The organism is Corynebacterium sp. HMSC06D04, from assembly GCF_001807315.1.
In the GTDB taxonomy this organism is placed as follows: Bacteria; Actinomycetota; Actinomycetes; order Mycobacteriales; family Mycobacteriaceae; genus Corynebacterium; species Corynebacterium simulans.
In genome coordinates this window covers 162,679-186,690 of the sequence record NZ_KV788559.1, presented here as the reverse complement: position 1 = coordinate 186,690, position 24,012 = coordinate 162,679, and the positions used below count along the sequence as shown (strand labels likewise).

The window sequence follows — 24,012 nt, the reverse complement described above, 5'->3', positions numbered from 1 at the left end:
TAATTAATTTTCCGTGCCCGCGAGCGGGTTGCGCAGGCCGTTTACGATGATCTCGACGCCGCGGTGGATATCTGGGCGGTGGTCTACGGGGGATTTATCCGCGGCGTCTGCAGAGGCTGTGGCCTTAGCTGACTCTGCCAACTGCTGGCGCGATTGTTCCATCTGGGTAGCGCCCAAGACTAGGTGCGCGATGGCTAGCGACGCCGCCTGAACCTCGGCTTCCAAGGCGCAGTGGCCTTCGACTGACTTAAATGAGGCGGCGATCTTTTCGGTGAGTACTTCCCAAGTCCCGGAATCAGGGTAGGCGAGGCCCGCGCTGGCAACCTCTGCGCCATCGCGCCAGCTGAGTAGGGCAGAGTGCAGGCTCTTTGCGACGTTTAGCGGGCTCGTGCCGGAAACAGGCGCCAGGATTTTCTCGGCCATGGCGGCGATGAGCGCTTGCTTGTTGGCGACGTGCCAGTACAGCGCGCCGGGCGCTACGCCGAGTGCGGTGGAGACTCTGCGCATCGTAACGTCCGCGAGCCCGTAGGAATTTAAGAGCTCGAGGGCAGTCGAAAGAATACGGTCTCGGTCTAATTGCACGCTGTTATCTTACCCGTCCGGCTGTCGGTGCATCCGTGCGGCACGGCAGGTGTATAAGGCCTGTGTGCCGAATAGTGGTGACTGGCTTAACATTTGCCAGTAAATGTGTAAGAAAAGGCCTAAGTTCACAGGCTTCTTTGAGGGATCCGACATGTATTCCGCACCTTCGACTTGTTAGGATGAGGCGGAAAGAAAACTGGCTCAGGCTGTTTCGCTCGCGCTGAATCGGCGACCATTCGGAACCGATTTACAGCGACCTACATTTAGCCTTGACGCCAGCCATCGTAAATATTTCAGGAGCCTAACCCTTGTCTTTTCTAACCCCTGCGAAGAAGTCCCTCGTTGCTGTAGCCATGGTTCTGCCGATGACCCTCGTTGCCTGCGGTAACGACGAAGAAGCCAACAACGCTCAGGGTGGCGACAAGACCACCGCCACGAAGACCACGCAGGCTTCCAAGGATGCGGACAAGTCTGCTGCTCCGAGCAAGGAAAAGAAGTCCGAGGACAAGGACGCAAACAAGGATAAGAAGGACGGCAAGGACGCAGAGAAGAAGGGAGGCGCAGACAAGGACTCCAACGCAGCCGCTGCGGAGGAGACCCTGGCTAACCCATTCGAGGGTGGCGCCAACCCGCTTGAGAACGCCGCGCCGGTCGCTCCGGTTGAGGGCGCTCCGGCAGAGCAGGGAGATGTCGACGGCATCAATCAGCTGGTCCGTGGCCTCTACGAGACCAAGACCATGCGCCAGTTCTTCAAGTACATGCCGGATCACACCTGCTCCGCAGTGCTGAACGCGCAGGGCTCTGAGGTTGCCAACATGGACTACAACCAGATCCCGGATGTTCCGATGAACGAGCTGAAGAACATGCTCGCAGCTTCCGGCCAGGACACCTCCCAGCTGGATGGCTTCGACTGGAACGCAATTGGCGTTGAGTCCATCAACGACGTTGTTGTCAACGGTGACGATGCTTCCGCAACCGTCAACGTCAACACCAACGAAGGTCTGGATAGCTCCACCATGCGTTTCCGCCGCGAGAACGGCAACTGGACCTTCTGTGGCGAGGTCTAAACTCTCCGCGGAGAAAATAGCGTCAAACAAGGCGCTGTAATTTATAAGGAGGGAGTGCTTTGGCACTTCCTCCTTTTCGTTTTAGTTCTTTCGAGTCAGGCCTTATAAAGAAATGGTGTCCAAGTCCAAGTTTCGTATTCCTCGCTCCATCGGGTTCGGTGCGGGGCTGCTTGCCCTAGTCCTTGTTGTCTATTCGGTAGTGGGGGCGGTGTGGGGGATGTGGCGCCCGACTCTTACCGGCCGTGAAGTAGAAGACGGCGGCTATGCCATCGAAAATGTTGCTGACGTGCAATTTTCTTCCTTCATTGTATTCGCTGTCCTGGTGGGTTTCTTGGGGCTTTGCTTCGGGCTGTTTTCTTATATGCGCGGCGCGGCGTTCCGCGGCGTCGGGCAATTGCTGTGGTGTGGGGTGGCCTGCCTGGCAGGTGCGGCGGCTTTCTATGTGGTTGGCGGGGTAACGGCGCATTCCGCGCCGGCGGATCCGGGGCAGGTGGTCCAGTTTGTGCCAAAGTTTGCCCCGGGGATCGCGTGGGTGGTTTCGCCGTTTATGGCGATGTTTGCTTATTGGTCGGCGGCCTTCGTGGATGTGCCGGGCGTAGATTAGAGGCCGAGGATGCGGGGCTCGGGGGTATACATTATGTGTAATTTGCTGGACGTGTGGCGGGAATCATGCTGTGGAGTAAACCAGCATTGTTCCAGCTATGCGGGTCGATTTTGTCCAAAAGCTAAATAAGCACGGAAAAACCATTGGTATTTCGGGGTGGGTGCGACACAATGAAAAATAAGTCACACTAGTGAAGAGTTGTATCTCTCACCACCGAGGAATTTTCCCATGGACTATGTATTGGCTCTGGGTGAAAACCCAGACTTTCCTATCTGGTTGCGGGCCTCGCACCTCATCAACTTCGTACTCATCGGTATGCTGCTGCGCTCCGGCATCGAAATGCTCTCTTCCTTGCCGCGTCTGTGGTGGCGCAGTGATTGCGCGCCTGGCACCGAGTGGATCAAATTTACAAAGCGTGAGCTGCCCAAAGAGGAGGGCGTTTACACCTCCCTTATGGATGAGCTTTCGGTCTCGCCGATGCTTTCCCTGCCCGGCCGCGAGAACATCGGATTGGGCCGCCACTGGCACGGCGCCGCGGTGATGCTGTGGGTGCTCAATGGCTTTGTCTACGTTACCCTGCTCTTTGCCACCGGCCTGTGGCGCCGGCTGATTCCGACCTCCTGGGATATAGTCCCTGAGGCCTGGGAATCGGCCAAGGTCTACTTGAGCCTGCAGGCACCCTCGCTGGAGCACTTCACGCCATACGACGCCCTCCAGCAGCTCGCGTACTCCTTCGTCATTTTCATCCTGGCGCCGTTTATGATGCTCACCGGCGTAGCCATGGCCCCGGCCGTGCGAGTGAAGTTCCCTCGCTACGTGAAGTTCTGGGGTGGCCACCAAGGTGCTCGCTCCCTGCACTTCATTGGAATGGTGCTGATGAGCGCGTTTATTGTTGTGCACGTCTTCCTCGTGTTCTTCGTTCACCGCGAGCACAACATGGTCCACATGGTCTTCGGCGACGTGAGCGTGGAGCGCTACGCGCAGGCCTTTACCACCGTGGTCTTTACCATCGTGGTGGTCATTTTGTTCTGGATCTTCTTGTCCTACTGGTCCCTGGCGGATCGCGCCCGTGCCCAGCGCATCGTGGTGAAGTTTACCGAGCTCGGCCGCAAGCTCTTCCTGAACTGGTTGAAGGTTTCGCCTTCTACCCAGCAGGCTTATACCGATAAGGACATTTCCAAGTTTCACTGGACTAACGGCCTGCCGCCGACGCCCGATGAGTCGCCGGAGTGGACCAAGTTCCGCGAGAATGACTGGAAGGGCTACGAAATCACGCTGGCTGATGACATTAATGGCGTAGAGAAGGTCGTCACCATCGAGCAGCTACGTGAGTTGCCGCAGCAGTCCTACGTGGCAACGCATACTTGCATGCAGGGTTGGTCGGCGACCTCCCGCTGGGCTGGGCCTTCCATCGAGGACGTGCTAAGCCTGTTGGGACCACGCCCAGAAGGCGCCAACTACGTCATGGTCGAGTCCTATGGCCTAGCGCAGAAGATGTACGACAACCGCCCGCGCGAGCCCTTCTATGCCTGCTTTAGCATTGACGACGCCCTGGATGCACAGTCTGTCATCGCCCTGTCCCGCAACGGCCATGAAGTCGACATCCATCTCGGTGCCCCGGCGCGCTGCCGCGTGGAATCCAACCACGGCTACAAGGCCGTGAAGTGGGTTTCCAAGGTTAGCTGGATCGCTGATTACGCAGGCTACGGCGACGGCCGCGGCGGTACCCGCGAGGATTCTGCGCTGCAGGCGTTCAACGGCCGTATCTAAGTTCGGGAATCTAACGGCAAAAGTCGTACAATTTGACTCATGTCGATTATTGTTTCCACTCACTACCACGTCAGCGGCGTAAAGAATGACAACGATGTCCGCAAAGCGCTGCAGGCACTCTATGACATCTTCGCTTCCGGTGGCCTGGGCCAGGCCACCTTCGAAATTACGGACCATGAGTATGCCCGCCTTGTGGTCAAGCACAAGGACGATGTGATCCCCTCCGTCCCGGCGATGAACGAGGCCCTGGCTAAGGCTGGCAACTACGAAATCGTCCAGTAGTTTGAGCCTTTAAGGCCTGTTAAGGCCACTGGACCGGTGAGGCGCCAACCGCCTCTCGGGCAATATCGTCGATGCCATGCAGGATGTGTTTCATGCCGCGGCCCAGGCTGGTCAATAGCTGGGCGTCGGTGAGCCCGCCGCCTGCCATGACCGCGTAATCCAAGCGCACCTGCAGGCCGTCGACGTTCGAGTGGCAAAACGCCGCCGCCGAATGATGCGTGCGGTTCCAGTCGTTGCACGTTAAAAATATGCGGGTGAAATCCTCGCCCCTTAAGTTCGGGTCCCAGTGGCCCTTGATGATTAGGCTCGGGCCCACATCGAGCACGAATGCAAATAAAACATCGTTTATCCAGGCATAAACGGATTGCTCGGCGTCCGTCTGGAAACGATTGATGCCTAGCCTGCGCAGGATATCCTCCACCCGTGCGATGTACACGGGCAGCACCTCCGCTGTTGCGCTTTCCGACGCCGGTGAATTCTCCGCTGGGGATGGCTGGCTGTGGAGGGAAGGGAAGGCGTCGGCAAGCGCGTTCAAAAACAACCTCGCATTGCGCAAAGCCGGCACCAGCGCTGCCTCCAACTGGGAATCCTGCGGCTCGTCCTGAACCACCAAGAATGTATGCCCCCACAGCGTGACCGCAGTGGGGTCGGCATAATCCACCACCACGCGCGGCGAGATGCAGTCGTGGTTCCAGTCGTTGGCGAATTCGCCGAGCGCTGCTATATCTTCGAAGCCCAAGTGGCCTTGGTGGGTGGTATAAAAATGCAACACCGGCTCGCCCGCAGCGTCGAGGCTTACGCGGGTTTCACCCGCTGTGGAATGTGGAAAAATCACTAGCTCATCAGTGGCTTTAATGGAATGAATGCCCAAGCGGGAAGCGATCTCGCACATGCGAGCCAGGAGCTTCGTGCTCGTGGCGGACTCACAGCTGGCATCTGAATCGAATTCATCCATGCGCTGGGCCCTGCCTTCCATAATTTGCTTAAGCGATAGTGCAATAAGGGGAGAGAAGCTGTGGCCCAATTCTATTACCAAAACTCGCCCTACCGCTGGGGAATCGGCGTTAGTATATTGGTCTAGCTATAGAAAGGGCTCGGACTATGTTGCACACCATCGATCTGCGCGGAAAGACTTTAAGCCCCGCCCGCCTGCGCCGAGTCATGCCACGCGGCGGCGCTGACGTTGCGGCTTATCTGGACAAGGTAGCACCGATGGTGCATGCGGTGCGGGAAAAGGGCGCGGCTGCGGCATTGGACTATGGCGAGCATTTCGATCGTGTACGCCCGGCCGCCGTGCGCGTTTCCCAAGCCGCGCTCGCTGCAGCCGCCGCCGGGCTGGAGCCTCGGGTCCGTGCCGCTATCGAGGAATCCATCAAGCGCGTGCGCAAGGTGCACGCGGAGCAGAAGCCGGCCGCGCACACTACGACGCTTGGCCCGGGAGCCACGGTGACGGAGGTCTTCCAGCCGATAGAGCGCGTGGGCCTTTATGTTCCAGGTGGCAAGGCGGTTTATCCTTCCTCGGTCATCATGAATGCCGTTCCCGCGCAGGAGGCGGGCGCTTCCAGCCTGGTGGTGGCCTCGCCGCCGCAGGAGCAGTTCGCTGGCATGCCGCATCCGACAGTGCTGGCAACCTGCCACATGCTGGGCGTCGACGAGGTATGGGCCGTCGGCGGGGGACAGGCCGTAGCCTTGCTAGCCTACGGCGATGAGGAACCGGTGACGGGCGAGGCCTCCCTCGAGCCGGTAGATATTATTACTGGCCCTGGCAATATCTTCGTCACCGCAGCCAAGCGCCTGGTACGCGGCGTGGTGGGCACCGATGCGGAGGCAGGGCCCACAGAGATTGCCATCCTCGCGGATTCCACGGCAAACCCGGTCTATATTGCCTACGATCTAATCTCCCAGGCAGAACACGATCCGCTGGCGGCGAGCGTGCTCATCACTGACTCGCCGGAGCTTGCCGCGCTTGTCGACGCCGAGGTTTCCACGCGCTACCTTGTCACCCGCAACGCCGAGCGGGTGTGCGAGGCGCTGGAAGGCCAACAATCGGGAATCATTCTGGTCGATGACCTAGAGGCCGGAATCGCGGTTGCCAATGCCTATGCCGCAGAGCACCTGGAAATCCACACCAATGATGCCCGCGCTGTGGCCGAACGCATTAAGCATGCTGGCGCGATTTTCGTCGGGGAGTACGCACCGGTGCCGCTGGGGGATTATTCCGCAGGCTCCAACCACGTGCTGCCAACTTCTGGAACTGCCCGCTTTAGCGCCGGGTTATCCACTCATACTTTCCTGCGCCCAGTAAACCTCATCGAGTATGACCGAGCGGCGCTGGCAGAGATCTCTGACAACGTCATCGCCTTCGCCGCCGCCGAACAGTTGCCAGCCCATGGCGAATCCATCGCCGCCCGTTTTCAAGGAATATAGCCATGACCCAACTTTCTGATCTGCCCCTGCGTAAAGAGCTGCGCGGCAAGTCTGCCTACGGTGCGCCGCAGCTGCGTGTGGCCAACCAGCTCAACACCAACGAAAACCCCTATTCGCCTTCTGCCGCCCTCGTAGCGGATCTCGTGCGCAGCATCGAGGAGCAGGCAAGCACGCTCAATCGCTATCCGGATCGCGACGCCACCGAGTTACGCCGCGCGCTGGCTGAGTACTTAAGCGCCCAAACCGGCACCAAACTGAAAGCGGAAAACCTCTGGGCGGCAAATGGCTCCAACGAGGTTCTGCAGCAACTCCTGCAGGCCTTCGGCGGCCCAGGGCGTAAAGCCCTGGGCTTTAGCCCCAGCTACTCCATGCACCCCATCTTGTGCGCGGGCACCCACACCGAGTTCATCGATTGCCCACGCGGTGCGGATTTCCGCATCGACGTGCCCCGAGCACTGGAAGCTATAGCGCAGCACCGCCCCGACATCGTGTTTATCACCACGCCGAATAATCCGACCGGCGATGTCACGCGCCTTGCAGACATCGAAAAACTGGTCCAGGCCGCGCCGGGAATCATCATCGTGGACGAGGCCTACATGGAGTTTTCTTCCTCGCCCTCGGCTGCCCACTTGGTTGCGAAATATCCCACCAAGGTGGTGGTCTCGCGCACCATGTCCAAGGCCTTCGACTTCGCCGGCGGGCGCCTGGGATACTTCGTGGCCGACCCAGCCTTCATCGAGGCCGTAATGCTCGTGCGCCTTCCTTTTCACCTTTCCACGCTTTCCCAGGCCGCGGCCATCGTCGCGCTGCGGCATAGCGCCGAGACACTGGAAACGGTGCACAAGCTGGCCGCGGAGCGCGAACGCGTCGTCGCCAAGCTGCAGGAACTGGGATATTTTGTGGTAGAAAGCGAGGCCAACTTCGTGTTCTTTGGCCGCTTTGCAGATCAGCACGCGGTCTGGGAGCGGTTTTTGAGTAGCGAGGTGCTGATTCGCGACGTCGGCCAGCGCGGATTTCTGCGAGCCACCATCGGGCTGCCGGCAGAAAACGATGCCTTCCTTGCGGCGGCAGCGAAACTTAGCGGTACAGTAACTGCGGAAGGAGAAGACTAATGGCAAACCGCATCGGCAAAGCGGAAAGGGTGACCAACGAGTCCCAAATCCGCGTCGAAATAAACCTCGACGGCAGCGGGGACGCAGACATCAGCACCGGCCTGCCATTCTTCGACCACATGCTGGGCGCGATGTGCACCCACGGCAGCTTCGACCTCATGGTCCACGCCCAAGGCGATACCCACATCGATGCCCACCACACGGTGGAAGACACCGCGATTGTGTTGGGCCGCGCGCTTGCCGACGCCGCCGGCAACAAAGCTGGCATCCGCCGCTTCGGTTCGCAGCTTTTGCCCATGGATGAGACATTGGTAGAAGCAGTGGTGGATCTTTCCGGCCGCGCCTACTTCGTGATGAACGGCGAGCCGGAGCATCTACAATGGCAGATTATTGGCGGCCACTATGCCACAGTCATCAACCGCCACTTCTTCGAAACATTGGCCACACACGCGGCAATGACCTTGCACCTCAACGTGCGCTACGGGCGCGACCCGCACCACATCACCGAGGCAGAATTCAAGGCGGTAGCCCGTGCGCTGCGGCAGGCCGTCGAACCGGATCCCCGAGTAAAGGGGATTCCTTCCACGAAGGGAGCTTTATAATTTCTGGGAACTTTTTGATTTTGGTCCTGTTCTTGGTGGCAGGACTTCTTTTTGGTGGTGCCTGGTCTGCTTATCAGCAAGGCTCTAAGTTCTTTACCATCGTGGCTGCTGTGCTCGGCGCGGTATCCATCGCAGCGGCGCTGGCGTGGATGTTTGGTGTGATGGGCCAGTGAGCAACGCGAAGCAGTCCATCTGGAAGGTCCCGGGCTATACCGCCACGATGGTCGCCGTTGCGGCGGCCTTTGGCGCGTGGTCCATTCTGCTGCCGGTGGTCCCGCTGGCGGTTCTAGACTCGGGCGGCTCGGCAACCCTGGCAGGCGCCTCGACCGGCGCTTTCATGGCTGCCACGGTTATCACCCAGACTTTGACCCCGCGCATGTTGCGTACCTTTGGCTACCGTCCCGTCATGGCGGCGGCCGCGCTGCTGCTCGGTGTTCCGGCCTTCGGCCACTTGCTTGGTAACGCCGCCGTTGTCGTGCTTGTCTTTTCCGCCCTGCGCGGGATTGGCTTCGGCGCGTTGACAGTTTCGGAAAGCGCGCTGATCGCAGAAATCGCCCCCTCGCGGCTGCTGGGCAAGGCCACCGGAATGATTGGCGTCTTTGTCGGATTCGCCCAGATGGTCTTCTTGCCGGCCGGCATTGCGATGGGGCAGGCTTGGGGCTTTGAAACCGCGTACATCACCGCTGGCATCATCGGCATCATTGGCTTCGTGATGTGTTTGCGTGTGCCATCGCTGAAGGCGGCGTCGTCAAGCGTGGCGAACCGTGAGACCGGAGCCGTCGCTCCGATGTGGAAACTCTTCGCCGTGCCGGCCCTAGCTCTTACCACCTTCTCCATGAGCTACGGCGTGGTCTCCACGTTCATTGCCCCCGCGGCGCGAGAACTGGACCCAGCCACCGGCGCGGCCGTCGGCGGCCTGCTGCTTTCCTTAGTGGGTGCTGCGACGATGGTGATGCGTTACTTCGCAGGCGCGGTGGCAGACCGCCTTGGCAAACCCGGCACTTTGTATATCCCGGCCCAGCTCGCGGCCGCCGGTGGCGTGGCGTTGATTGCCTTCACGCTCGCGCAAGGCTGGTCGCTGTGGCTGCTGGTTTGTGGTGCCGTAATTTTCGGCGGTGCCTTTGGCATCGCGCAAAACGAGGCGCTGCTGGCGATGTTCGACCGCGCGCCTCGCGAAAAGATCTCCGAGGCCTCCGCGGTGTGGAATATTTTCTACGACGCGGGCACCGGCCTGGGCTCCACGGTGCTGGGCGCGTTGGTCGCCAGCACCGGCTATAGCGGCGCGTTTGGTGCGGGCGCTGCGATTATCGCGGGCGGGCTGTTGCTGACCGTCAGCGATACGCTGCTGGGACGTACCCGCGTTAGCGAGACACACGATATTAAGACCCGTTTGCGAAGGTTGCGTAAGGTATAGCCCATGACAGGCAAGAATGTTGTTGTGCTGGACTACGGTGCCGGCAATCTGCGTTCGGCACAGCGCGCGCTTGAACACGCAGGCGCGCAGGTCACCGTCACTGCGGATCCCCAGGTGGCCGTAGCTGCCGACGGCCTCGTGGTCCCCGGAGTCGGCGCCTTTGCCGCGTGCATGGAGGGGCTGAAAAGGGCCCAGGGCCCGCGGATCATCGGCCAGCGCTTGGCCGGTGGCAGGCCGGTGTTGGGGATCTGCGTGGGCATGCAAGTGCTTTTCGACGCCGGCTTCGAGCACGGCATTGCCACCGATGGTTGCGGGGAGTGGCCCGGCCGGGTGGAAAAGCTGCAGGCTGACGTGCTTCCGCATATGGGCTGGAATACCGTGGAATTTGCTGCGGACTCGGCGATGTTCGCGGGGATTTCTCCGCAAGAGCGCTTCTATTTCGTGCACTCCTATGCGGCCCGCCGCTGGGAGCTGGAAACCGAAATCACCGAGCCGCCGCGGGTGGCCTGGGCTGAGCACGATGGGGACCGTTTCGTGGCGGCCGTGGAAAATGGCGCGCTGTGGGCCACCCAGTTCCACCCGGAGAAGTCCGGCGAGGTAGGAGCGCAGTTGTTGCGCAACTGGATTAATACGCTTTAAGTAGGATTTGAAACCATGACCTTTACTTTGTTGCCGGCCGTCGACGCCGTTGACGGCCAGGCTGTGCGACTTGACCAAGGCGCGGCCGGAACCGAAAAGAACTATGGCACCCCGCGCGAGGCCGCGCTCAAGTGGCAGGAGCAGGGAGCTTCATGGCTGCACTTTGTCGACCTCGATGCGGCTTTTGGCCGCGGTTCTAATCACGCGCTGATGGCGGAGATCACCGCGGAGCTTTCGATGCAGGTGGAACTGAGCGGCGGAATTCGCGACGATGAGTCTTTGGAGCGTGCGCTTGCCACCGGTGCGCGGCGGGTCAACATCGGCACCGCGGCGCTGGAGAAACCGGAGTGGGTCGAGGAAATGCTGGAAAAGCACGGCGACAAAATTGCCGTGGACTTAGCGGTGCAGCTAGAAGAAGGCGAGTGGCGCTGCCGCGGCAACGGCTGGGTATCGGATGGCGGAGACCTCTGGGAGGTACTCGAGCGCCTCGATGCGGCAGGCTGCCAGCGCTTCGTGGTCACCGACGTCACCAAAGACGGCACCCTCGAAGGGCCCAACGTGGAGCTGCTGCGTGAGGTTGCTGCGGCTACCGAGGCAAAGATTACGGCCTCGGGCGGCATCTCTAGCCTGGATGATCTTCGCGAGCTGGCGCTGTATGAAAACGAGGGCATCGATTCCGCGATTGTCGGGAAAGCGCTCTATGAGCAGCGCTTTAGCCTCGAAGAAGCAATCGCGGCGGTGGCGGAGGTAGAGCCGCTGCCGGAAGAGGATTACATCGACCCCATTGACACCTATTAAAGCGAGGAGCGCCAATTCATGACTCAACCGCGTGAGCTCGTGGCTTTTGCCGAGGCGGCCGTTGACCAAGTAAGCGAATTATTCCGCGCCGGCCTCGGCGCGCCGCCTGCCCATTTCAAGGGCGAGGGCGATTTTGCCACGGAAGTGGACCTGCAGATCGAGGCGCAGCTGCGCCAGCATCTCACCCAGCTCACAGGCATTCCGGTTTATGGCGAGGAGTCTGCCTCGCCTTCCGGCGTGTTTGCGTCCGAGGAGACCATGTGGGTGGTCGATCCCATTGATGGCACTGCGAACTATTCCGCGGGCAACCCGCTGTGCGGCGTTCTGGTCAGCCTCGTCCATGACTCCCGCCCCGTAGTTGCGGTGGCGGACTTCCCGCTGCTGACGCGCCGCGTGGTGGCTGCCGAGGGCATGGGCCTGCGCTCGGTTGGCGGACCTGCCACAGGCTTTGGCGGCGGCGCGGATTCTCTCGGTTTTGACGAAGGCCGCGGGCACGTCGGCTGCTCTTCGCACCTGCCCACGGATATCTTCCACGAGCTGCGCGAGACCGGGCTGCGCCCACGCATGACCGGCTCCGTGGGGGTTGATTCGGCTTTCGTGGCGCAGGGCGTCTTCGACGGCGTGGTGAACTTCTCGCCGCATCCGTGGGACAACGCCGCGGGCGCTCTGCTCATCAAGGCCGCTGGCGGCATCGCGACCGACCCCGAAGGCAACGACTGGGCACCGGGCGCCCGCGGTCTGGTCGCCGGCACCCCTCAGGTGCACGCCACGATTCTCGACATCGTGGCCCGCCACAGTCAAAAATCTTAAAAAGGAGGATGCCATGGCCTTGGCCGTGCGTGTTATCCCTTGCCTCGATGTGGACAACGGCCGCGTGGTCAAGGGCATAAACTTTGAAAACCTGCGCGATGCCGGCGACCCAGTAGAGTTGGCCGCCCGCTACGAAGAACTCGGTGCCGATGAACTGACCTTCCTCGACGTCAGCGCCTCGAAAGAAGGCCGGGGCACCATGCTCGAGGTGGTGCGACGTACCGCAGACCAGGTCTTTATCCCACTGACCGTGGGCGGCGGCGTGCGTTGCATCGACGACGTCCGTAAGCTGCTGCGCGCCGGCGCCGATAAAGTAGCCGTCAACTCCGCGGCGTTTTCCCGCCCGGAGCTGCTGCGCGAGCTTGCCCGGGTCTTCGGCTCCCAATGCATCGTCCTATCCGTCGACGCCCGCAGAACCCCACGCATGCCTTCCGGCTTCGAGGTCACCACCCACGGCGGCACGCGCTCCGCTGAACTCGACGCCATCGAATGGGCGGCCCGCGGCGCGGAGCTGGGTGTCGGCGAGATTCTGCTGAACTCCATGGACGGTGACGGCACGAAGGCAGGCTTCGACATCGAGCTCATCAAAAAGGTGCGTGCTGCGGTGTCTATCCCCGTCATCGCCTCCGGCGGAGCGGGCAAGGCAGCCGACTTCCCACCGGCTATTGCAGCTGGCGCCGACGCCGTCCTCGCGGCCTCCATCTTCCACTTCGGCGAGGTGGAAATCGCCGAGGTGAAGGATGCCCTCGCGGCGGCCTCCTACGAGGTACGCAAGTGAGTAGCCCGGCAGACTTCGAGCTAGACCCGGGCGTCGCTAAGCTGCTCAAGCGCAACGCCGACGGCCTGGTTCCCGCCATCGCCCAGTCCGAGCAAGGCGAGGTGTTGATGTTGGCATGGATGGATGACCACGCACTCGCGCACACCTTGGCCACGCGCAAGGGCACCTATTACTCGCGTTCGCGGCAGGACTATTGGATAAAAGGCCAGACCTCGGGGCATACCCAAGAAGTACTGGGGGTGCGGCTGGATTGCGATGGCGACACCATCCTGATTACAGTTCGCCAAGAAGGCGCGGCCTGCCATACCGGAGACCGCACTTGTTTCGATTCTCGTGACCTTTTGGGAGGCGCATTTTAGATGGCACGCCGTCTTGGCCCACTTTTAATTGCTGCAGGCGCAATCCTGCTGTGGCTTTCATCCCGCATGACGTGGGCTACCGCTGCCGTAGAAGACGATAAGTCCGGCTCCAGCACCGTCGACATGGTGGGTTCCTTCTGGTCCCTCGAGCTAATCGCGCTGACCCTTGTGCTTTTGGCTGGTTCGGTCGCCGTGGCGGCCCTGCGTCGCACCTCCCGCCGCATCGTGGCCGTCATTTGCGCGCTGGCCGCAGCCGCCGTGGCGTGGAGCCCAGTCTCCCTGCTGACCTACGGCGCCGACGCCGCTCGCGCCCAAGAACTCCTGCGCGCCGGCTCCTCCGACGAGAATGCCGTCAACGGTGCGCATATCTCCGAGTGGGCCACCGTCCTCAGCACCGAGGCCGCAAAGGCTGGCCCCATTCTTGCCATCTTCGGCGCAGCGTGCGCGCTGTTTGGGGCGATGCTGCTGGTGCGCAAACCGGGCGTCGACAAGCCCCGCTCGACCAAGTACGAAAGCCCGGCCGCCCGCCAGGAGCGCATCGCCGAGGAACTAGAGACCACCACCGATTCCGGTCGCGTGATGTGGGATGCGCTCGACGCCGACATTGACCCCACGGACGTAAAACGCCCCTGAATTTCTATTTCGCGGGCCATCGCGATAGCCTAAGTGTGATCTCAAACGCCCCTGTGGAGGGAGGTGCTGATGTCCACTCCGATCGCCGTAGACCACCTGATAGCAGGTGTGCTTGACGACGTCGCCGTGCGCGAAGCCCGCGTCTCCTTCCAAGACATCAAAGCGCGCTCGCGTTCCATGAGCGAGCCTCGCGACGTCCGTGCTGCGCTGTTACGCCAGGGCTGCTCCGTGATTACCGAAATCAAACGCGCCGTGCCTTATGCCGGCGAAATCGCACATCTGGACTCTCCGGAGTCGGTGGCGCAGATTGCCGCGCAGCTAGCTGCCACGGGGGTCCACCTGATGGCCTGCCAGACCGACAGGCGGCGCTTCCACGGTTCTTTGGAGGATATGCGCCAGGCCCGCGAGGCGATCGATATCCCGATGATTTGCCGCGACATCATCGTGGACCCGTACCAGATCCACGAGGCGCGCTGCTATGGCGCGGATGCGGTGCCGCTGCAGGTGGAGATCTTGGAGCAAGCGCGGTTGGAGGCGCTGCTCGATCGCATTGAATCGCTGGGAATGACCGCAATTTTAGAGGTGCGCACCTGTGATGAAGTCGACCGCGCCATCAAGGCCGGTGGCAGCGTGGTGGCCATTAACGCATGGTCGGTGGCCTCGGATGCCATCAACCGCGAGGCCTTCTCCGAGATTGTGCCGGGGCTGCCGGAATCCATCGTGCGCATCGCAATCGGCGGAGTGAATTCGCCACGTAACGTGTTGAGATATGCCTCCCAGGGCGCCGATGCGGTGCTGGTAGGAGAGGCCATCATGGCGGCCCAAGACCCCGCCGCCGCGGCGCGTTCCTTGGTCGCTGCTGGCCAGCACCCGGCGTGCCCTTCGCGGAAGTCTCTTTAGTGGCTTTGTCCCGCCGGATAAGGCAAACTGTCTAGCGTGCAAATTCTGGCAAACATCCCGTCCCCGCCGCAGGGCGTGTGGCATTTAGGTCCGTTTCCGCTGCGTGCTTACGCACTTTGTATCATTGTCGGCATTCTGGTGGCGATGTGGATGACGCAGCGCCGCTACGTTGCGCGTGGCGGCAATTCCGATGTCGTGTGGGATGCAGCCATCGTTATCATCCCGGCGGGCATCGTCGGCGGGCGCTTGTATCACGTGATTACGGATCACCAGAAGTATTTCTGTGCCGACTGTAACCCGGCCGATGCCTTGAAAATCACCAACGGCGGCCTCGGTATTTGGGGCGCGGTGGCGCTCGGCGTGTTCGCGATTTGGGTGATGTTCAAGATTAAAAAGGTGCCCATGGCGCCGTTTGCCGACGCCGTCGCTCCCGGCCTCATCCTTGCCCAAGCCATCGGGCGGCTCGGCAACTGGTTTAACCAGGAGCTTTACGGCCGGCCCACCGACGTTCCGTGGGCGCTGGATATTTACTACCGCATCAACGAGGCAGGGGAGTATGCGCCGGTCTCGGGCCGCTCAACTGGGGAAGTAATAACGTCCGTGCACCCGACCTTCCTCTACGAGCTGGTCTGGAATGTTGCCGTGTGCTTGTTCTTACTGTGGGCGCAAAAGGCGTGGAAGCTGGGGTACGGCCGAGTGTTTGCGCTCTATGTGGCGGGGTATACGCTGGGTCGTTTCTTCGTTGAGAATATGCGCTCGGATGAGGCCACGATGGTCTTCGGCCTGCGAATCAACGTCATTGTTTCAGTAGTGCTTTTCATCGTGGCGCTGGTGGTATTTTTCAAGCTTCCGCGCGGGCAGGAGACTCCCGCTGAGGTAGATCCTGCGCGTAACGGGCCGAAAGCGCTCGGTGAGTCGCAGGAATCACACTAAGCAGTGTACGTTGCCCATTCATGCCCGCTTTTAAGCGGGCATTTCTGGTTTTGTTGGCTTTGGCAGTGGCCGTTGCCGGCGAACGCGGGTAGGTTGGGTTTCGTTAGCATTCCCGATGTGAATAGGGCTTTTAATGTTGGATAGAAGAACCAAAATCGTTTGTACCTTAGGTCCCGCTGTGGCAAGCAAGGACGGAATCCTGCGCCTCGTGCAAGAGGGCATGGACGTCGCTCGCCTTAACATGTCCCACGGCGAGCACACCGACCACGAAGCCAATTATCGCTGGGTACGTGAGGCCACCGATGAAACTGGCCGCGCCGTCGGCATCCTAGCCGACCTGCAGGGCCCGAAAATTCGCCTGGGTCGCTTCATCAACGGCGAGGAGATGTGGGCAGAAGGTGAAATCGTTCGCATCACCGTCGACGACGTCGAAGGCACCCACGACCGCGTCTCCACCACCTACAAGAACCTCGCGAAGGATGCGAAGGCTGGCGACCGACTGCTTATCGACGACGGCAAGGTCGCCGTGGTCTGTAAAGAAGTAGATGGCAACGACGTCGTCTGTGAGGTCACTGAAGGTGGCCCCGTATCCAACAACAAGGGCGTTTCCCTGCCCGGCATGGATATTTCCGTGCCGGCTCTATCCGAAAAGGACATCGCCGACCTGCGCTTCGCTCTGCAGCTCGGCGTCGACATGATCGCGCTGTCCTTCGTGCGCTCGCCAGCCGACGTCGACCTAGTCCACGCCATCATGGACGAAGAGGGCCGTCGCGTGCCGGTCATCGCGAAGCTGGAGAAGCCGGAGGCGGTCGATGCTCTGGAGTCCATCGTCCTTGCTTTCGACGCTATCATGATTGCCCGTGGTGACCTGGGCGTCGAGGTGCCGCTCGAGCAGGTGCCGCTGTTCCAGAAGCGCGCCATCCAAATCGCGCGTGAAAACGCTAAGCCGGTCATCGTGGCAACCCAGATGCTGGATTCCATGATCAGCAACCTGCGCCCGACCCGCGCGGAAGCATCAGATGTGGCCAATGCCGTGCTCGATGGCGCCGACGCCGTCATGCTCTCCGGCGAAACTTCCGTGGGCATCGACCCACAGAACGTCGTGCGCACTATGTCTCGTATCGTGCAGAACGCTGAGTCCGATGGCCAGGTGCCGCCGCTTTCGCACGTTCCGCGCACCAAGCGCGGAGTGGTGTCGTACTCGGCGCGCGACATCGCTGAGCGCCTGAATGCGAAGGCAATCGTTGCCTTCACCACCTCCGGCGATACCGCAAAGCGCGTGGCGCGTTTGCACTCCAAGCTGCCGCTGCTGGCGTTTACCCCGTTCCCGGAGGTGCGCTCGCAGCTGGCCCTGACCTGGGGCGCACAGACTTTCCTGAGCGATGCCGTGGACTCCACCGACGACATGATGGCTACCATCGACCGCTCGCTGCTGGCCATGGATAGTTACAAGGAAGGCGACCTCATCGTCGTCATCGCTGGCACCCCGCCGGGAATTGCGGGCAACACCAACATGATTCAGTGCCACATGTTGGGTGAAAGCCGCTAACCGAGCTCCTTGAGCGCGCTTCGCCGGCGCTCGGTAATCGCTGGCCCGTCAGCCCTGTGGCCTTCCTGCTTTTGCGCAGGGAGGCCTCTTTTTGTGGATAACTTTGTGGCCGCGTCATCGGAAAGCGCGTTTTAGCCTCTTTTAGGCGAAGTTATCCACAGACCAAAAATTGATGCTTGTGGCGGTCTTGTGAGTGCTTTTAGCGTGAAAGGTATGAACCTTCAGACGTATTTGCAAGCACGGGCGCGCGGCGTGGATCTTCTCGCCGAGGCGGCCGCGCTAAGCAAGTCTGAAATCATGGCATTAGGCGCAAGCCCCGATGACGCCGACCATCTCATCCGCCTCGCCGAGCCTTATTTTGGCAAGACGCCGTATACCCGCAAGCAGGCTCGTGCGCTCGCCGGTGCGCGGCGCCGTGGCCATGGATTGAGCGTGCTGGCCCGAATCGAAAAATACGTCGCGCGGGTGCGCAACCACCATCACGCGTGGGACCTAAGAGTCGAGTTGTGCCACGTGCCAGCCAATAACGTGGACGGGCTCGCGCGCGCTCGGCTACGCGAGCTCCTCACTCCGCCGCAGCCCCAGCCGCAGGTATCGCATACCCGGTACTCCAACGGCCTGGGCGCAATCCGTATCACCGATAAGGCGATGACCATCGAGGACTTTCGCGCCATCATTTCGCATGCGGACGGCGCCCTTGAGGGTTTTCGCGCGTTGGTGGCCGGAAACGCGAGCGGCGGGGCCGTTAAAGTATCGACCTCGGCGATTGTTTATCTTGACCAACTCGACCGCATCGTAAATGGTGAGGGTGAGGAGGTCACCATTGAGCTGAGTAACGGCGCGGTGGTCTCTGGCGCGCAGTATATTCAGCGCGCGCTGGCCCAGCATGGGGAGGCCGTCCTCGTGCATCCGCTGGCTGGGCCGGTCGATGCTTTCCGAACCCAGCGCATCGCAAACGATAAACAGCGTGCCATGCTCAAAGCGAAGTTCCGCGAGTGTGTGTGGCCGGGATGTTCCGTGCCTTTCGATGACTGCCAAATCCACCACATTGAAGCCTGGAACCACGGCGGGCACACCAACCTCCAAAATTTGGTGCCACTTTGCGCCTATCACAACGGGCTCAACCAGGATGACCCGCTAGGGCCCGCGCATCGCGGACGCATCACGCTTATCGACGGCCGCCTTGCCTGGCTTTCACCCAAAACCGGCAGGCCGTTGTTTCTAAAACACAACCTCCGCCCGCCACCCTAGGTTTGCGCCGGGCCGCCCCTGCCGGTCGCTCGTGCAAACGGAGCCACGGGTTGCACGGCGGGGGTGTCAGTAGCGGCGGTTGAGTAGCGGCGGTTGAGTGGCGGCGGTTGAGTGGCGGGGCCGCGTAGGGCGGGGAAAGCCAAAAAGGCGCTAGGTGAAATGCCTAGCGCCTACTGGTCGTGGTTACTTACTAATTGGGGTGGGGTCGTGGTTACTTACTAATTGGGGTGGGGTCGAGCTTCCAGACTTCGGCGGCGTAATCGGCAATCGTGCGATCAGAGGAGAAGCGGCCGGAAAGGCAGATATTCAGCCATGCCTTCTTGGCCCAGTCGAGTGGGGCGTCGACGTAGTCCTGCGCCATGCGGTCGCGGGTCTTCCGGTAAGAGTCGAAGTCACCGAGAACGTAGTAGGTGTCTTGGGCGTGGATGCCCTGGCCGTCGAGAAGCGAGGAGCGCAAGTCTCCGAACATGCCGGAATTCTCGTGGCCTAAAGTGCCATTGTTGAGGGCATCCAGAACGCGCTTCAAACCCGAGACGGATTCGTAGAGCTCGCCAGGGTTATAAGACTCTCGCAGTGCTGGCAGCTCCTCGTTGGAAGCGCCGAAGATATACGCGTTGTCCTCGCCGACTGCCTCTACGATTTCGACGTTTGCCCCGTCCATCGTTCCCAAGGTGAGCGCGCCATTCATCATGAACTTCATGTTCGAGGTGCCGGATGCTTCCTTACCCGCCACCGAAATCTGCTCCGAGATGTCGGCGGCCGGGATGATGTGCTCGGCAGGGGAGACGTTGTAATTTTCCACGAACACAACGCGAATGACATCGCGGGTGTCCTCGTCGTTATTGACCAGCTCAGCGATGGAGTTGATGAGCTTGATGATCTCCTTAGCACGGACATAGCCCGGGGCGGCCTTCGCACCAAAGATGAAGGTACGCTTCGGCACGGACTCGCCGTCTTCTTTGATACGGAAATACAAGTCCAGGATATAAAGCGCATTCAACAGCTGACGCTTGTACTCGTGCAGGCGCTTGATCTGCACGTCGAAGATAGAATCCGGGTCGACTTCCGCGCCCTGATGCTGCATGATCCACTCTGCGAAGTCGACTTTGTTTTTGTGCTTTACCTCCATGAGCTTGCGCAGAACCTTCTTGTTCTCAGAAAGCTGGGTAAGCGAGGCAAGTGAACTAAGGTCGGTGACCCACTCATCAGAACCGGACTGCTTGGTCAGAAGCTTCGCCAGGCGCGGGTTACACATCTTCAGCCACCGGCGAGGCGTGACACCGTTGGTCTTGTTGTTGAATTTCTCCGGCCACAATTCATGCCACTCGTAGAGCGTGTCGGCCTTGATGATCTCCGTATGCAGGGCGGCGACGCCGTTGATAGAAAACGCTGCGTAGCAGGCAATCCACGCCATGTGCACCTGCCCGTTGGATACCGGCGCCATGTATTCGATGCGCTGGGAATCGATGCCCCGAGCTTCCATATCCAGCCGGAAACGACGGTCGATTTCTTCCACCAACTGCCAGATGCGCCAAAACAGCTTCTGGAAAATAGACACTTCCCAGCTCTCCAGCGCCTCGGCGAGAACGGTGTGGTTGGTATAAGCAAAAGTCTCTGTGACAACCTTCCAGGCATCGTCCCAGGATAAGCCGTGGTCGTCGAGAAGCAGGCGCAAAAGCTCTGGAATCGCCAACACCGGGTGTGTGTCGTTGAGCTGGATGCAGTTGTACTTCGCGAATCCGCGCAGGTCGTCGCCGTGGTGGGCGATGTAGTTATCGATCATCTGCTGCAGCGAAGCAGAAACGAAGAAGTACTGCTGGCGCACGCGCAGCACCTTGCCCTCGTAGGTCGTGTCGTTGGGGTAGAGCACTCGGCAGATGTCCATGACGCGCTCGCGCTCGACGATGGCGTCGGTAAACCGCTGTGAGTTGAACGCATCGTAGTCGAATTCGTCGATGGGTTCGGACTTCCACAGGCGCAGGGTGCCGACGTTGTCGGTGCCGTAGCCGGTAATCGGCATGTCGTAGGGAATCGCGCGGACGTCCATGTCATCGAAGTGCACACGACGCTGATCGGAAGCACGGCGAATGACAAACTCGTAACCGTTTTCCATCCATGCGTCGGGCTGCTCCTTTTGGTGCCCATTGTCAAAGGACTGGCGGAACAAGCCGTAGCGGTAGAGCAGGCCGTAGCCGGTGACTGGGTAGTCCTGCGTGACCGCCGAATCGAGGAAGCAAGCAGCGAGTCGGCCTAGGCCACCATTGCCGAGGGCGGCGTCGTGCTCGGCCTCGAGGACGTCGGAAAGCTCGCGGCCGACTGCCTTCGCTGCGGCCTTGGCTTCGTCGACCAAGTCCAGGTTGGTGAGGTTATTAAGCAGCGCGCGGCCTTGCAGGAACTCGGCGGAAAAGTAGTGCTGCTGGCGGGTCGCAGAGTAGGCAGCGCGGGTGGCTTCCCAATTGTCAGCGATTTCGGCTACGACAGCAGAAGATAAGCCGGACCAGAATTTGCGCTGGCTGGCAGCAGAAGGGCTAACCCCGGCAGCGGAGCGCACGTGTGCGGGGACAGTGGACTGAAAAGCAGAGTGCTTGGGCTGGCTCATTTATTACCTATCTGGTTCTTTAAGAGAATGGAAAATACCGTGTGCCAGCTTATCCGGCCTTGAGCGCAAGCGCTTGCTTAATTTGCGAGGTAGGCCAGCACCGCTGCTGCGGCGGCTTGGGTACTCGATGCCACGGTGGGTTCATAATCGGGCAGGAATATCGCTTGGTGGTTGACGGGTGGGTTATCTGCCAGTTCTGCGGGTGTCGAGCCAATAAACCAGAAATAATACGGCACACCCCAAGCTTGGGGGAGGTAGCAAAAGTCCTCGGAGGCCGTCGAAGGTTCGGCAGTACCCGAGGCCGCGCCGAAGACGGCGTCAAAGACTGCGCGCACGGTTTCGTGGGCGGCAGGATCGTTGTCGGTGACTTCGCCGTGGGCAAAGTACTCGAATTCCGGCGGCTTGGGGGCGTCGGAGGCTACGCATTCCGCGCGCACCATTCGCTCGAGGGAGGCATATACACGCTTGGCGACGTCCGGTTTGTAATAACGGGTATTCAACACCAACTCGGCAGTCTCAGGAATGATGTTGTTTTTATCGCCTGAATGCAGCTCCCCCACAGAAATGACAAAGAAGTCATGCGGTGCCACCTCGCGTCCAACGATCGCTTGCAAACGCGTGATGACCATGGCGGCGATATAGGTCGGGTCAACGGCTGCGTGCGGCATCGAGGCATGTGCCGAGCGTCCGTGAATGGTGATGCGCAGGGAGTCGCAACCGGCCATGATTGCTCCGGGGCGGGACAGAACATCGCCTGCTTTGCCGGGCATAACGTGTTGGCCGAGGCAGATGTCGGGTTTCGGGACGCGGGTAGTAAGCGAATCGGCCAGCATATATTTTGCTCCCATGGAAGATTCTTCTGCTGGCTGGAAAAGAGCGAGGAAGGTGCCGGACCAGGCGTCGCGGTGGGCGTCGAGAAGCGCGCAGGCTCCCAGCAGCGCTGTAGTGTGCATGTCGTGGCCGCAAGCATGCATGTTGCCGTTGCGGGAGGCGTATGCAACTGCCGTTTCCTCTTGCACGGGCAGCCCGTCGAAGTCAGCGCGGAAAAGAGCGGTGGGGCCGGGGCCGTTGCGGAAGATGGCCACAGCTCCGAAGCCGCCGATGGGCTGGACGATCTCGCAGTCGAAAGTGCGCAGTCGCTCGAGGATTCGACCGGCGGTGCGCTCTTCTTCGTGGGAGAGCTCAGGGTGAGCGTGAAGGTCCTCGTAGAATTCGCGCTGCCAGCTAAGGTCTTCGCGGCAGTCTTTCAAGAGGTTTGCGATTTTGGTGGAATCTGCCATAGCTAATCTTCTTTTCGTTAGGGTAGGGTTACCTACATGTCAATTATTCAGTTTGATGTTCTTGTGCCGGATGCCCAGGCTGAGCGAGTGGCGGAGGTCTTTAGCACCGCCACCGAAAAGCTGGTTGCAAATGAAACGCTGGCCGCTGCCCGCGTAACCCGCGAGGAAAATCCCACCTTGCCGGCCGGCTTGGAGGAGCAGTTGCGCCAGACCTACCGCGACGACCACTTTGACCGCGAGCTAGAAAATGCCAATGTTTATCGCTACAACATTGAGGTCGACGGTGTGAAGGGATCCGTGAACCAGCTGACGATGGTGCTAGCGCGACTTCTCACCCCGCACGCGGTGTTGCCGAAGGACCACGTGCTTTTGGAAGATGAGGTCGCGCACGAGCGGCCTGCTATTTTTCCGTGGTCTGTACAGGTGCAACCTTAGCGGCCAGCGCGTGGGCGGCGGCGCGCAATTGCTCCACGACGTCGCCTTTCGCGGCGCCTTGAGCACTGTCGAGTTCGATTCCTACGGCGCCGTGGGGAAGCGGCGATGCGATGGAGCCTGCGATGACGCCGACTGGCGTTTCGCCGGCTAGCTCGGCGACGGTACCGACAACTTTGCCGGTGAGGGATTGCTCATCAAAGCGGCCCTCGCCGGTGACAACGAGGTCTGCCTCGGCGAGTTTCGCCGACAGGCCGATTTTTTCTGCCACATACGCGCCGCCGGGGACTACTTCGAAGTGTTCTTCGCTTCCCCAGAGCGTTTGCGAAAGCCAGCGCAAAGCGATGGGGATGCCGCCTGCGGCGCCAAAGGATTCGGCGTTTTCGTCGGTGCCGGTTACTTCGCAGAGGCGAAGAAGAGCGCCCGCGAGCAGCGCGATGTGTTCTCCCTCGACGCCTTTTTGTGGGCCGTACATGGTCGCGGCCTGGATAGGCACGGCTCGGGTATCGGCGAGTAGGGTGTAGTCAAGGGCACTGGCCTTGATGTTGAGCTGGGCGGTGTCGATGTTGTCGAGGCGAACGAGGGGAGCGCCGCCCTTGGGTAGTGCGTAGCCGCGCTCGTCGTGTGCTGCAGCACCAAGTGCGGCGAGGATGCCCATTCCGCCGTCGATGGTCGCGCTGCCGCCAAGACATAAAACGATGTGCTTAGCGCCGCGGGCTTCGGCGTCCGCGATGAGCACTCCGGTGCCGTAGGAATCCGAGTGCAGTGGGTCGAGGTCATTGGCGACGGCGGGCAGCCCGGTGGCGGAGGCGACGTCGATTAGCGCATGCTCGCCGGCCAGGAAGTAGCTGGCTTCGGTCAGCCGCCCGCGGGCGTCGGTAGTGGGCAGTGTAATCGTTTGCACCTCGACGCCGGAAAGGCTGGCGGCGGTGGCGAGGATTTCGGAGGTGCCTTCGCCGCCGTCGGCCATGGGGCAGGTGGTGATGGTGGCGTCGGGAAGGGCCTCGCGCAGACCGCCAGCGATGGCTGCCGCGGCCTGCATTGCGCTTGCTGTCCCTTTGAAAGAGTCCGGTGCGACGATGATATGCATGCCGAAAAGTATAGGTGGCCACTAATTCGTGGGCGGTTTTACCTCGCGGATACTTGCACTTTTGGTCACACGATAGAAAACTGTTTGGTGTCCTGTAAACC

25 protein-coding genes are annotated in these 24,012 nt (G+C 60.7%); 20 read left to right on the top strand and 5 right to left on the bottom strand.

Annotated elements, in window-relative coordinates; all coding sequences use genetic code 11:
- Window positions 1-3 precede the first annotated feature (3 nt).
- Window positions 4-582 carry a TetR family transcriptional regulator gene (locus HMPREF3155_RS10560; RefSeq protein WP_061923383.1) on the bottom strand — a complete coding sequence of 193 codons (579 nt, stop codon included), beginning with the start codon at window positions 580-582 and terminating at the stop codon, window positions 4-6.
- A 308-nt stretch (window positions 583-890) separates the two neighbouring features.
- Here HMPREF3155_RS10560 and HMPREF3155_RS10555 point away from each other — a divergent pair, with 308 nt between their 5' ends.
- The 4 genes from HMPREF3155_RS10555 to HMPREF3155_RS10540 all read left to right on the top strand — a co-directional run bounded on the left by HMPREF3155_RS10555 (window position 891) and on the right by HMPREF3155_RS10540 (window position 4,305).
- On the top strand, window positions 891-1,649 hold the full coding sequence (locus HMPREF3155_RS10555; RefSeq protein ID WP_061923380.1) for a hypothetical protein: 759 nt from the start codon (window positions 891-893) through the stop codon (window positions 1,647-1,649).
- Window positions 1,650-1,764: 115 nt separating this feature from the next.
- Window positions 1,765-2,253 carry a hypothetical protein gene (locus HMPREF3155_RS10550; protein WP_235591056.1) on the top strand — a complete coding sequence of 163 codons (489 nt, stop codon included), beginning with the start codon at window positions 1,765-1,767 and terminating at the stop codon, window positions 2,251-2,253.
- A gap of 228 nt (window positions 2,254-2,481) precedes the next feature.
- Window positions 2,482-4,023 (top strand): molybdopterin-dependent oxidoreductase, encoded by a 1,542-nt coding sequence (locus HMPREF3155_RS10545; RefSeq protein ID WP_061923374.1) that lies wholly within the window; start codon window positions 2,482-2,484, stop codon window positions 4,021-4,023.
- Between the two features lie 39 nt (window positions 4,024-4,062).
- Complete coding sequence (locus HMPREF3155_RS10540; RefSeq protein ID WP_061923371.1) at window positions 4,063-4,305, top strand: hypothetical protein; 243 nt, start codon at window positions 4,063-4,065, stop codon at window positions 4,303-4,305.
- A 19-nt stretch (window positions 4,306-4,324) separates the two neighbouring features.
- On the opposite strand, the gene HMPREF3155_RS10535 is transcribed toward HMPREF3155_RS10540, so the two are convergent.
- Complete coding sequence (locus HMPREF3155_RS10535; RefSeq protein ID WP_070433284.1) at window positions 4,325-5,260, bottom strand: YbjN domain-containing protein; 936 nt, start codon at window positions 5,258-5,260, stop codon at window positions 4,325-4,327.
- 146 nt (window positions 5,261-5,406) lie between these two features.
- On the opposite strand from HMPREF3155_RS10535, the gene hisD reads away from it, so the two are divergent.
- The 15 genes from hisD (at window position 5,407) to HMPREF3155_RS10465 (ending at window position 18,510) form a co-directional block, all read left to right on the top strand.
- Window positions 5,407-6,732, top strand: a complete 1,326-nt coding sequence (gene hisD / locus HMPREF3155_RS10530; RefSeq protein ID WP_070433283.1) for a histidinol dehydrogenase — start codon at window positions 5,407-5,409, stop codon at window positions 6,730-6,732.
- A 2-nt stretch (window positions 6,733-6,734) separates the two neighbouring features.
- Window positions 6,735-7,844 (top strand): histidinol-phosphate transaminase, encoded by a 1,110-nt coding sequence (locus tag HMPREF3155_RS10525; RefSeq protein WP_070433282.1) that lies wholly within the window; start codon window positions 6,735-6,737, stop codon window positions 7,842-7,844.
- Complete coding sequence (hisB, locus tag HMPREF3155_RS10520; RefSeq protein WP_061923358.1) at window positions 7,844-8,446, top strand: imidazoleglycerol-phosphate dehydratase HisB; 603 nt, start codon at window positions 7,844-7,846, stop codon at window positions 8,444-8,446. The genes HMPREF3155_RS10525 and hisB overlap by 1 nt, the downstream gene beginning before the upstream one ends.
- 35 nt (window positions 8,447-8,481) lie before the next feature.
- The gene (locus HMPREF3155_RS13070) at window positions 8,482-8,619 is read left to right on the top strand and encodes a hypothetical protein (RefSeq protein WP_162492786.1); all 138 of its coding nucleotides are present in this window, start codon (window positions 8,482-8,484) and stop codon (window positions 8,617-8,619) included.
- A gap of 47 nt (window positions 8,620-8,666) precedes the next feature.
- Complete coding sequence (locus HMPREF3155_RS10515) at window positions 8,667-9,860, top strand: MFS transporter (protein WP_210385665.1); 1,194 nt, start codon at window positions 8,667-8,669, stop codon at window positions 9,858-9,860.
- 3 nt (window positions 9,861-9,863) lie between these two features.
- Window positions 9,864-10,499: an imidazole glycerol phosphate synthase subunit HisH gene (gene hisH / locus HMPREF3155_RS10510; RefSeq protein ID WP_061923352.1), complete on the top strand. Its 636-nt coding sequence runs from the start codon at window positions 9,864-9,866 to the stop codon at window positions 10,497-10,499.
- A 15-nt stretch (window positions 10,500-10,514) separates the two neighbouring features.
- Window positions 10,515-11,297, top strand: a complete 783-nt coding sequence (gene priA, locus HMPREF3155_RS10505) for a bifunctional 1-(5-phosphoribosyl)-5-((5-phosphoribosylamino)methylideneamino)imidazole-4-carboxamide isomerase/phosphoribosylanthranilate isomerase PriA (protein WP_061923350.1) — start codon at window positions 10,515-10,517, stop codon at window positions 11,295-11,297.
- Between the two features lie 18 nt (window positions 11,298-11,315).
- Complete coding sequence (locus HMPREF3155_RS10500) at window positions 11,316-12,107, top strand: inositol monophosphatase family protein (protein WP_061923347.1); 792 nt, start codon at window positions 11,316-11,318, stop codon at window positions 12,105-12,107.
- Between the two features lie 13 nt (window positions 12,108-12,120).
- Window positions 12,121-12,885, top strand: coding sequence for an imidazole glycerol phosphate synthase subunit HisF (gene hisF / locus HMPREF3155_RS10495; protein ID WP_061923344.1), 765 nt, complete (start codon window positions 12,121-12,123; stop codon window positions 12,883-12,885).
- Complete coding sequence (hisI, locus tag HMPREF3155_RS10490; RefSeq protein WP_061923341.1) at window positions 12,882-13,244, top strand: phosphoribosyl-AMP cyclohydrolase; 363 nt, start codon at window positions 12,882-12,884, stop codon at window positions 13,242-13,244. Before hisF ends, hisI begins: the two co-directional genes overlap by 4 nt.
- Entirely contained in the window at window positions 13,245-13,877 is a 633-nt protein-coding gene (locus HMPREF3155_RS10485) for a TIGR02234 family membrane protein (RefSeq protein WP_061923337.1), read from the top strand.
- A 69-nt stretch (window positions 13,878-13,946) separates the two neighbouring features.
- Window positions 13,947-14,777, top strand: a complete 831-nt coding sequence (locus HMPREF3155_RS10480) for an indole-3-glycerol phosphate synthase TrpC (RefSeq protein ID WP_061923334.1) — start codon at window positions 13,947-13,949, stop codon at window positions 14,775-14,777.
- A 36-nt stretch (window positions 14,778-14,813) separates the two neighbouring features.
- Window positions 14,814-15,710: a prolipoprotein diacylglyceryl transferase gene (lgt, locus tag HMPREF3155_RS10475; RefSeq protein ID WP_061923331.1), complete on the top strand. Its 897-nt coding sequence runs from the start codon at window positions 14,814-14,816 to the stop codon at window positions 15,708-15,710.
- 136 nt (window positions 15,711-15,846) lie between these two features.
- Window positions 15,847-17,259: a pyruvate kinase gene (gene pyk / locus HMPREF3155_RS10470; protein ID WP_061923688.1), complete on the top strand. Its 1,413-nt coding sequence runs from the start codon at window positions 15,847-15,849 to the stop codon at window positions 17,257-17,259.
- A gap of 213 nt (window positions 17,260-17,472) precedes the next feature.
- Window positions 17,473-18,510 (top strand): HNH endonuclease signature motif containing protein, encoded by a 1,038-nt coding sequence (locus HMPREF3155_RS10465; protein ID WP_061923327.1) that lies wholly within the window; start codon window positions 17,473-17,475, stop codon window positions 18,508-18,510.
- Window positions 18,511-18,721: 211 nt separating this feature from the next.
- On the opposite strand, the gene HMPREF3155_RS10460 is transcribed toward HMPREF3155_RS10465, so the two are convergent.
- Together HMPREF3155_RS10460 and HMPREF3155_RS10455 are read right to left on the bottom strand one after the other, a co-directional pair.
- Window positions 18,722-21,109: a glycogen/starch/alpha-glucan phosphorylase gene (locus tag HMPREF3155_RS10460; protein WP_070433280.1), complete on the bottom strand. Its 2,388-nt coding sequence runs from the start codon at window positions 21,107-21,109 to the stop codon at window positions 18,722-18,724.
- Window positions 21,110-21,186: 77 nt separating this feature from the next.
- Entirely contained in the window at window positions 21,187-22,389 is a 1,203-nt protein-coding gene (locus HMPREF3155_RS10455; RefSeq protein WP_070433279.1) for an amidohydrolase, read from the bottom strand.
- Window positions 22,390-22,425: 36 nt separating this feature from the next.
- Between HMPREF3155_RS10455 and HMPREF3155_RS10450 the strand changes: the two genes are divergently transcribed.
- On the top strand, window positions 22,426-22,824 hold the full coding sequence (locus HMPREF3155_RS10450; protein ID WP_070433278.1) for a hypothetical protein: 399 nt from the start codon (window positions 22,426-22,428) through the stop codon (window positions 22,822-22,824).
- Here HMPREF3155_RS10450 and HMPREF3155_RS10445 read toward each other — a convergent pair.
- Complete coding sequence (locus tag HMPREF3155_RS10445; protein WP_070433277.1) at window positions 22,790-23,911, bottom strand: glycerate kinase; 1,122 nt, start codon at window positions 23,909-23,911, stop codon at window positions 22,790-22,792. The two genes, HMPREF3155_RS10450 and HMPREF3155_RS10445, sit on opposite strands and share 35 nt — an antisense overlap.
- Window positions 23,912-24,012: the final 101 nt, after the last annotated feature.

Bases quoted from the DNA above. Each gene is read 5' to 3' on its own strand.
- HMPREF3155_RS10460 (WP_070433280.1), bottom strand. From the start codon at position 21,109: ATGAGCCAGCCCAAGCACTCTGCTTTTCAGTCCACTGTCCCCGCACAC.
- priA (WP_061923350.1), top strand. From the start codon at position 10,515: ATGACCTTTACTTTGTTGCCGGCCGTCGACGCCGTTGACGGCCAGGCT.
- HMPREF3155_RS10500 (WP_061923347.1), top strand. From the start codon at position 11,316: ATGACTCAACCGCGTGAGCTCGTGGCTTTTGCCGAGGCGGCCGTTGAC.
- HMPREF3155_RS10485 (WP_061923337.1), top strand. From the start codon at position 13,245: ATGGCACGCCGTCTTGGCCCACTTTTAATTGCTGCAGGCGCAATCCTG.
- HMPREF3155_RS10545 (WP_061923374.1), top strand. From the start codon at position 2,482: ATGGACTATGTATTGGCTCTGGGTGAAAACCCAGACTTTCCTATCTGG.
- HMPREF3155_RS10465 (WP_061923327.1), top strand. From the start codon at position 17,473: ATGAACCTTCAGACGTATTTGCAAGCACGGGCGCGCGGCGTGGATCTT.
- hisH (WP_061923352.1), top strand. From the start codon at position 9,864: ATGACAGGCAAGAATGTTGTTGTGCTGGACTACGGTGCCGGCAATCTG.
- hisD (WP_070433283.1), top strand. From the start codon at position 5,407: ATGTTGCACACCATCGATCTGCGCGGAAAGACTTTAAGCCCCGCCCGC.
- HMPREF3155_RS10515 (WP_210385665.1), top strand. From the start codon at position 8,667: ATGGTCGCCGTTGCGGCGGCCTTTGGCGCGTGGTCCATTCTGCTGCCG.
- HMPREF3155_RS10455 (WP_070433279.1), bottom strand. From the start codon at position 22,389: ATGGCAGATTCCACCAAAATCGCAAACCTCTTGAAAGACTGCCGCGAA.
- HMPREF3155_RS10525 (WP_070433282.1), top strand. From the start codon at position 6,735: ATGACCCAACTTTCTGATCTGCCCCTGCGTAAAGAGCTGCGCGGCAAG.
- HMPREF3155_RS10450 (WP_070433278.1), top strand. From the start codon at position 22,426: ATGTCAATTATTCAGTTTGATGTTCTTGTGCCGGATGCCCAGGCTGAG.
- hisB (WP_061923358.1), top strand. From the start codon at position 7,844: ATGGCAAACCGCATCGGCAAAGCGGAAAGGGTGACCAACGAGTCCCAA.
- HMPREF3155_RS10445 (WP_070433277.1), bottom strand. From the start codon at position 23,911: ATGCATATCATCGTCGCACCGGACTCTTTCAAAGGGACAGCAAGCGCA.
- HMPREF3155_RS10535 (WP_070433284.1), bottom strand. From the start codon at position 5,260: ATGGATGAATTCGATTCAGATGCCAGCTGTGAGTCCGCCACGAGCACG.
- HMPREF3155_RS10540 (WP_061923371.1), top strand. From the start codon at position 4,063: ATGTCGATTATTGTTTCCACTCACTACCACGTCAGCGGCGTAAAGAAT.
- hisF (WP_061923344.1), top strand. From the start codon at position 12,121: ATGGCCTTGGCCGTGCGTGTTATCCCTTGCCTCGATGTGGACAACGGC.
- HMPREF3155_RS10480 (WP_061923334.1), top strand. From the start codon at position 13,947: ATGTCCACTCCGATCGCCGTAGACCACCTGATAGCAGGTGTGCTTGAC.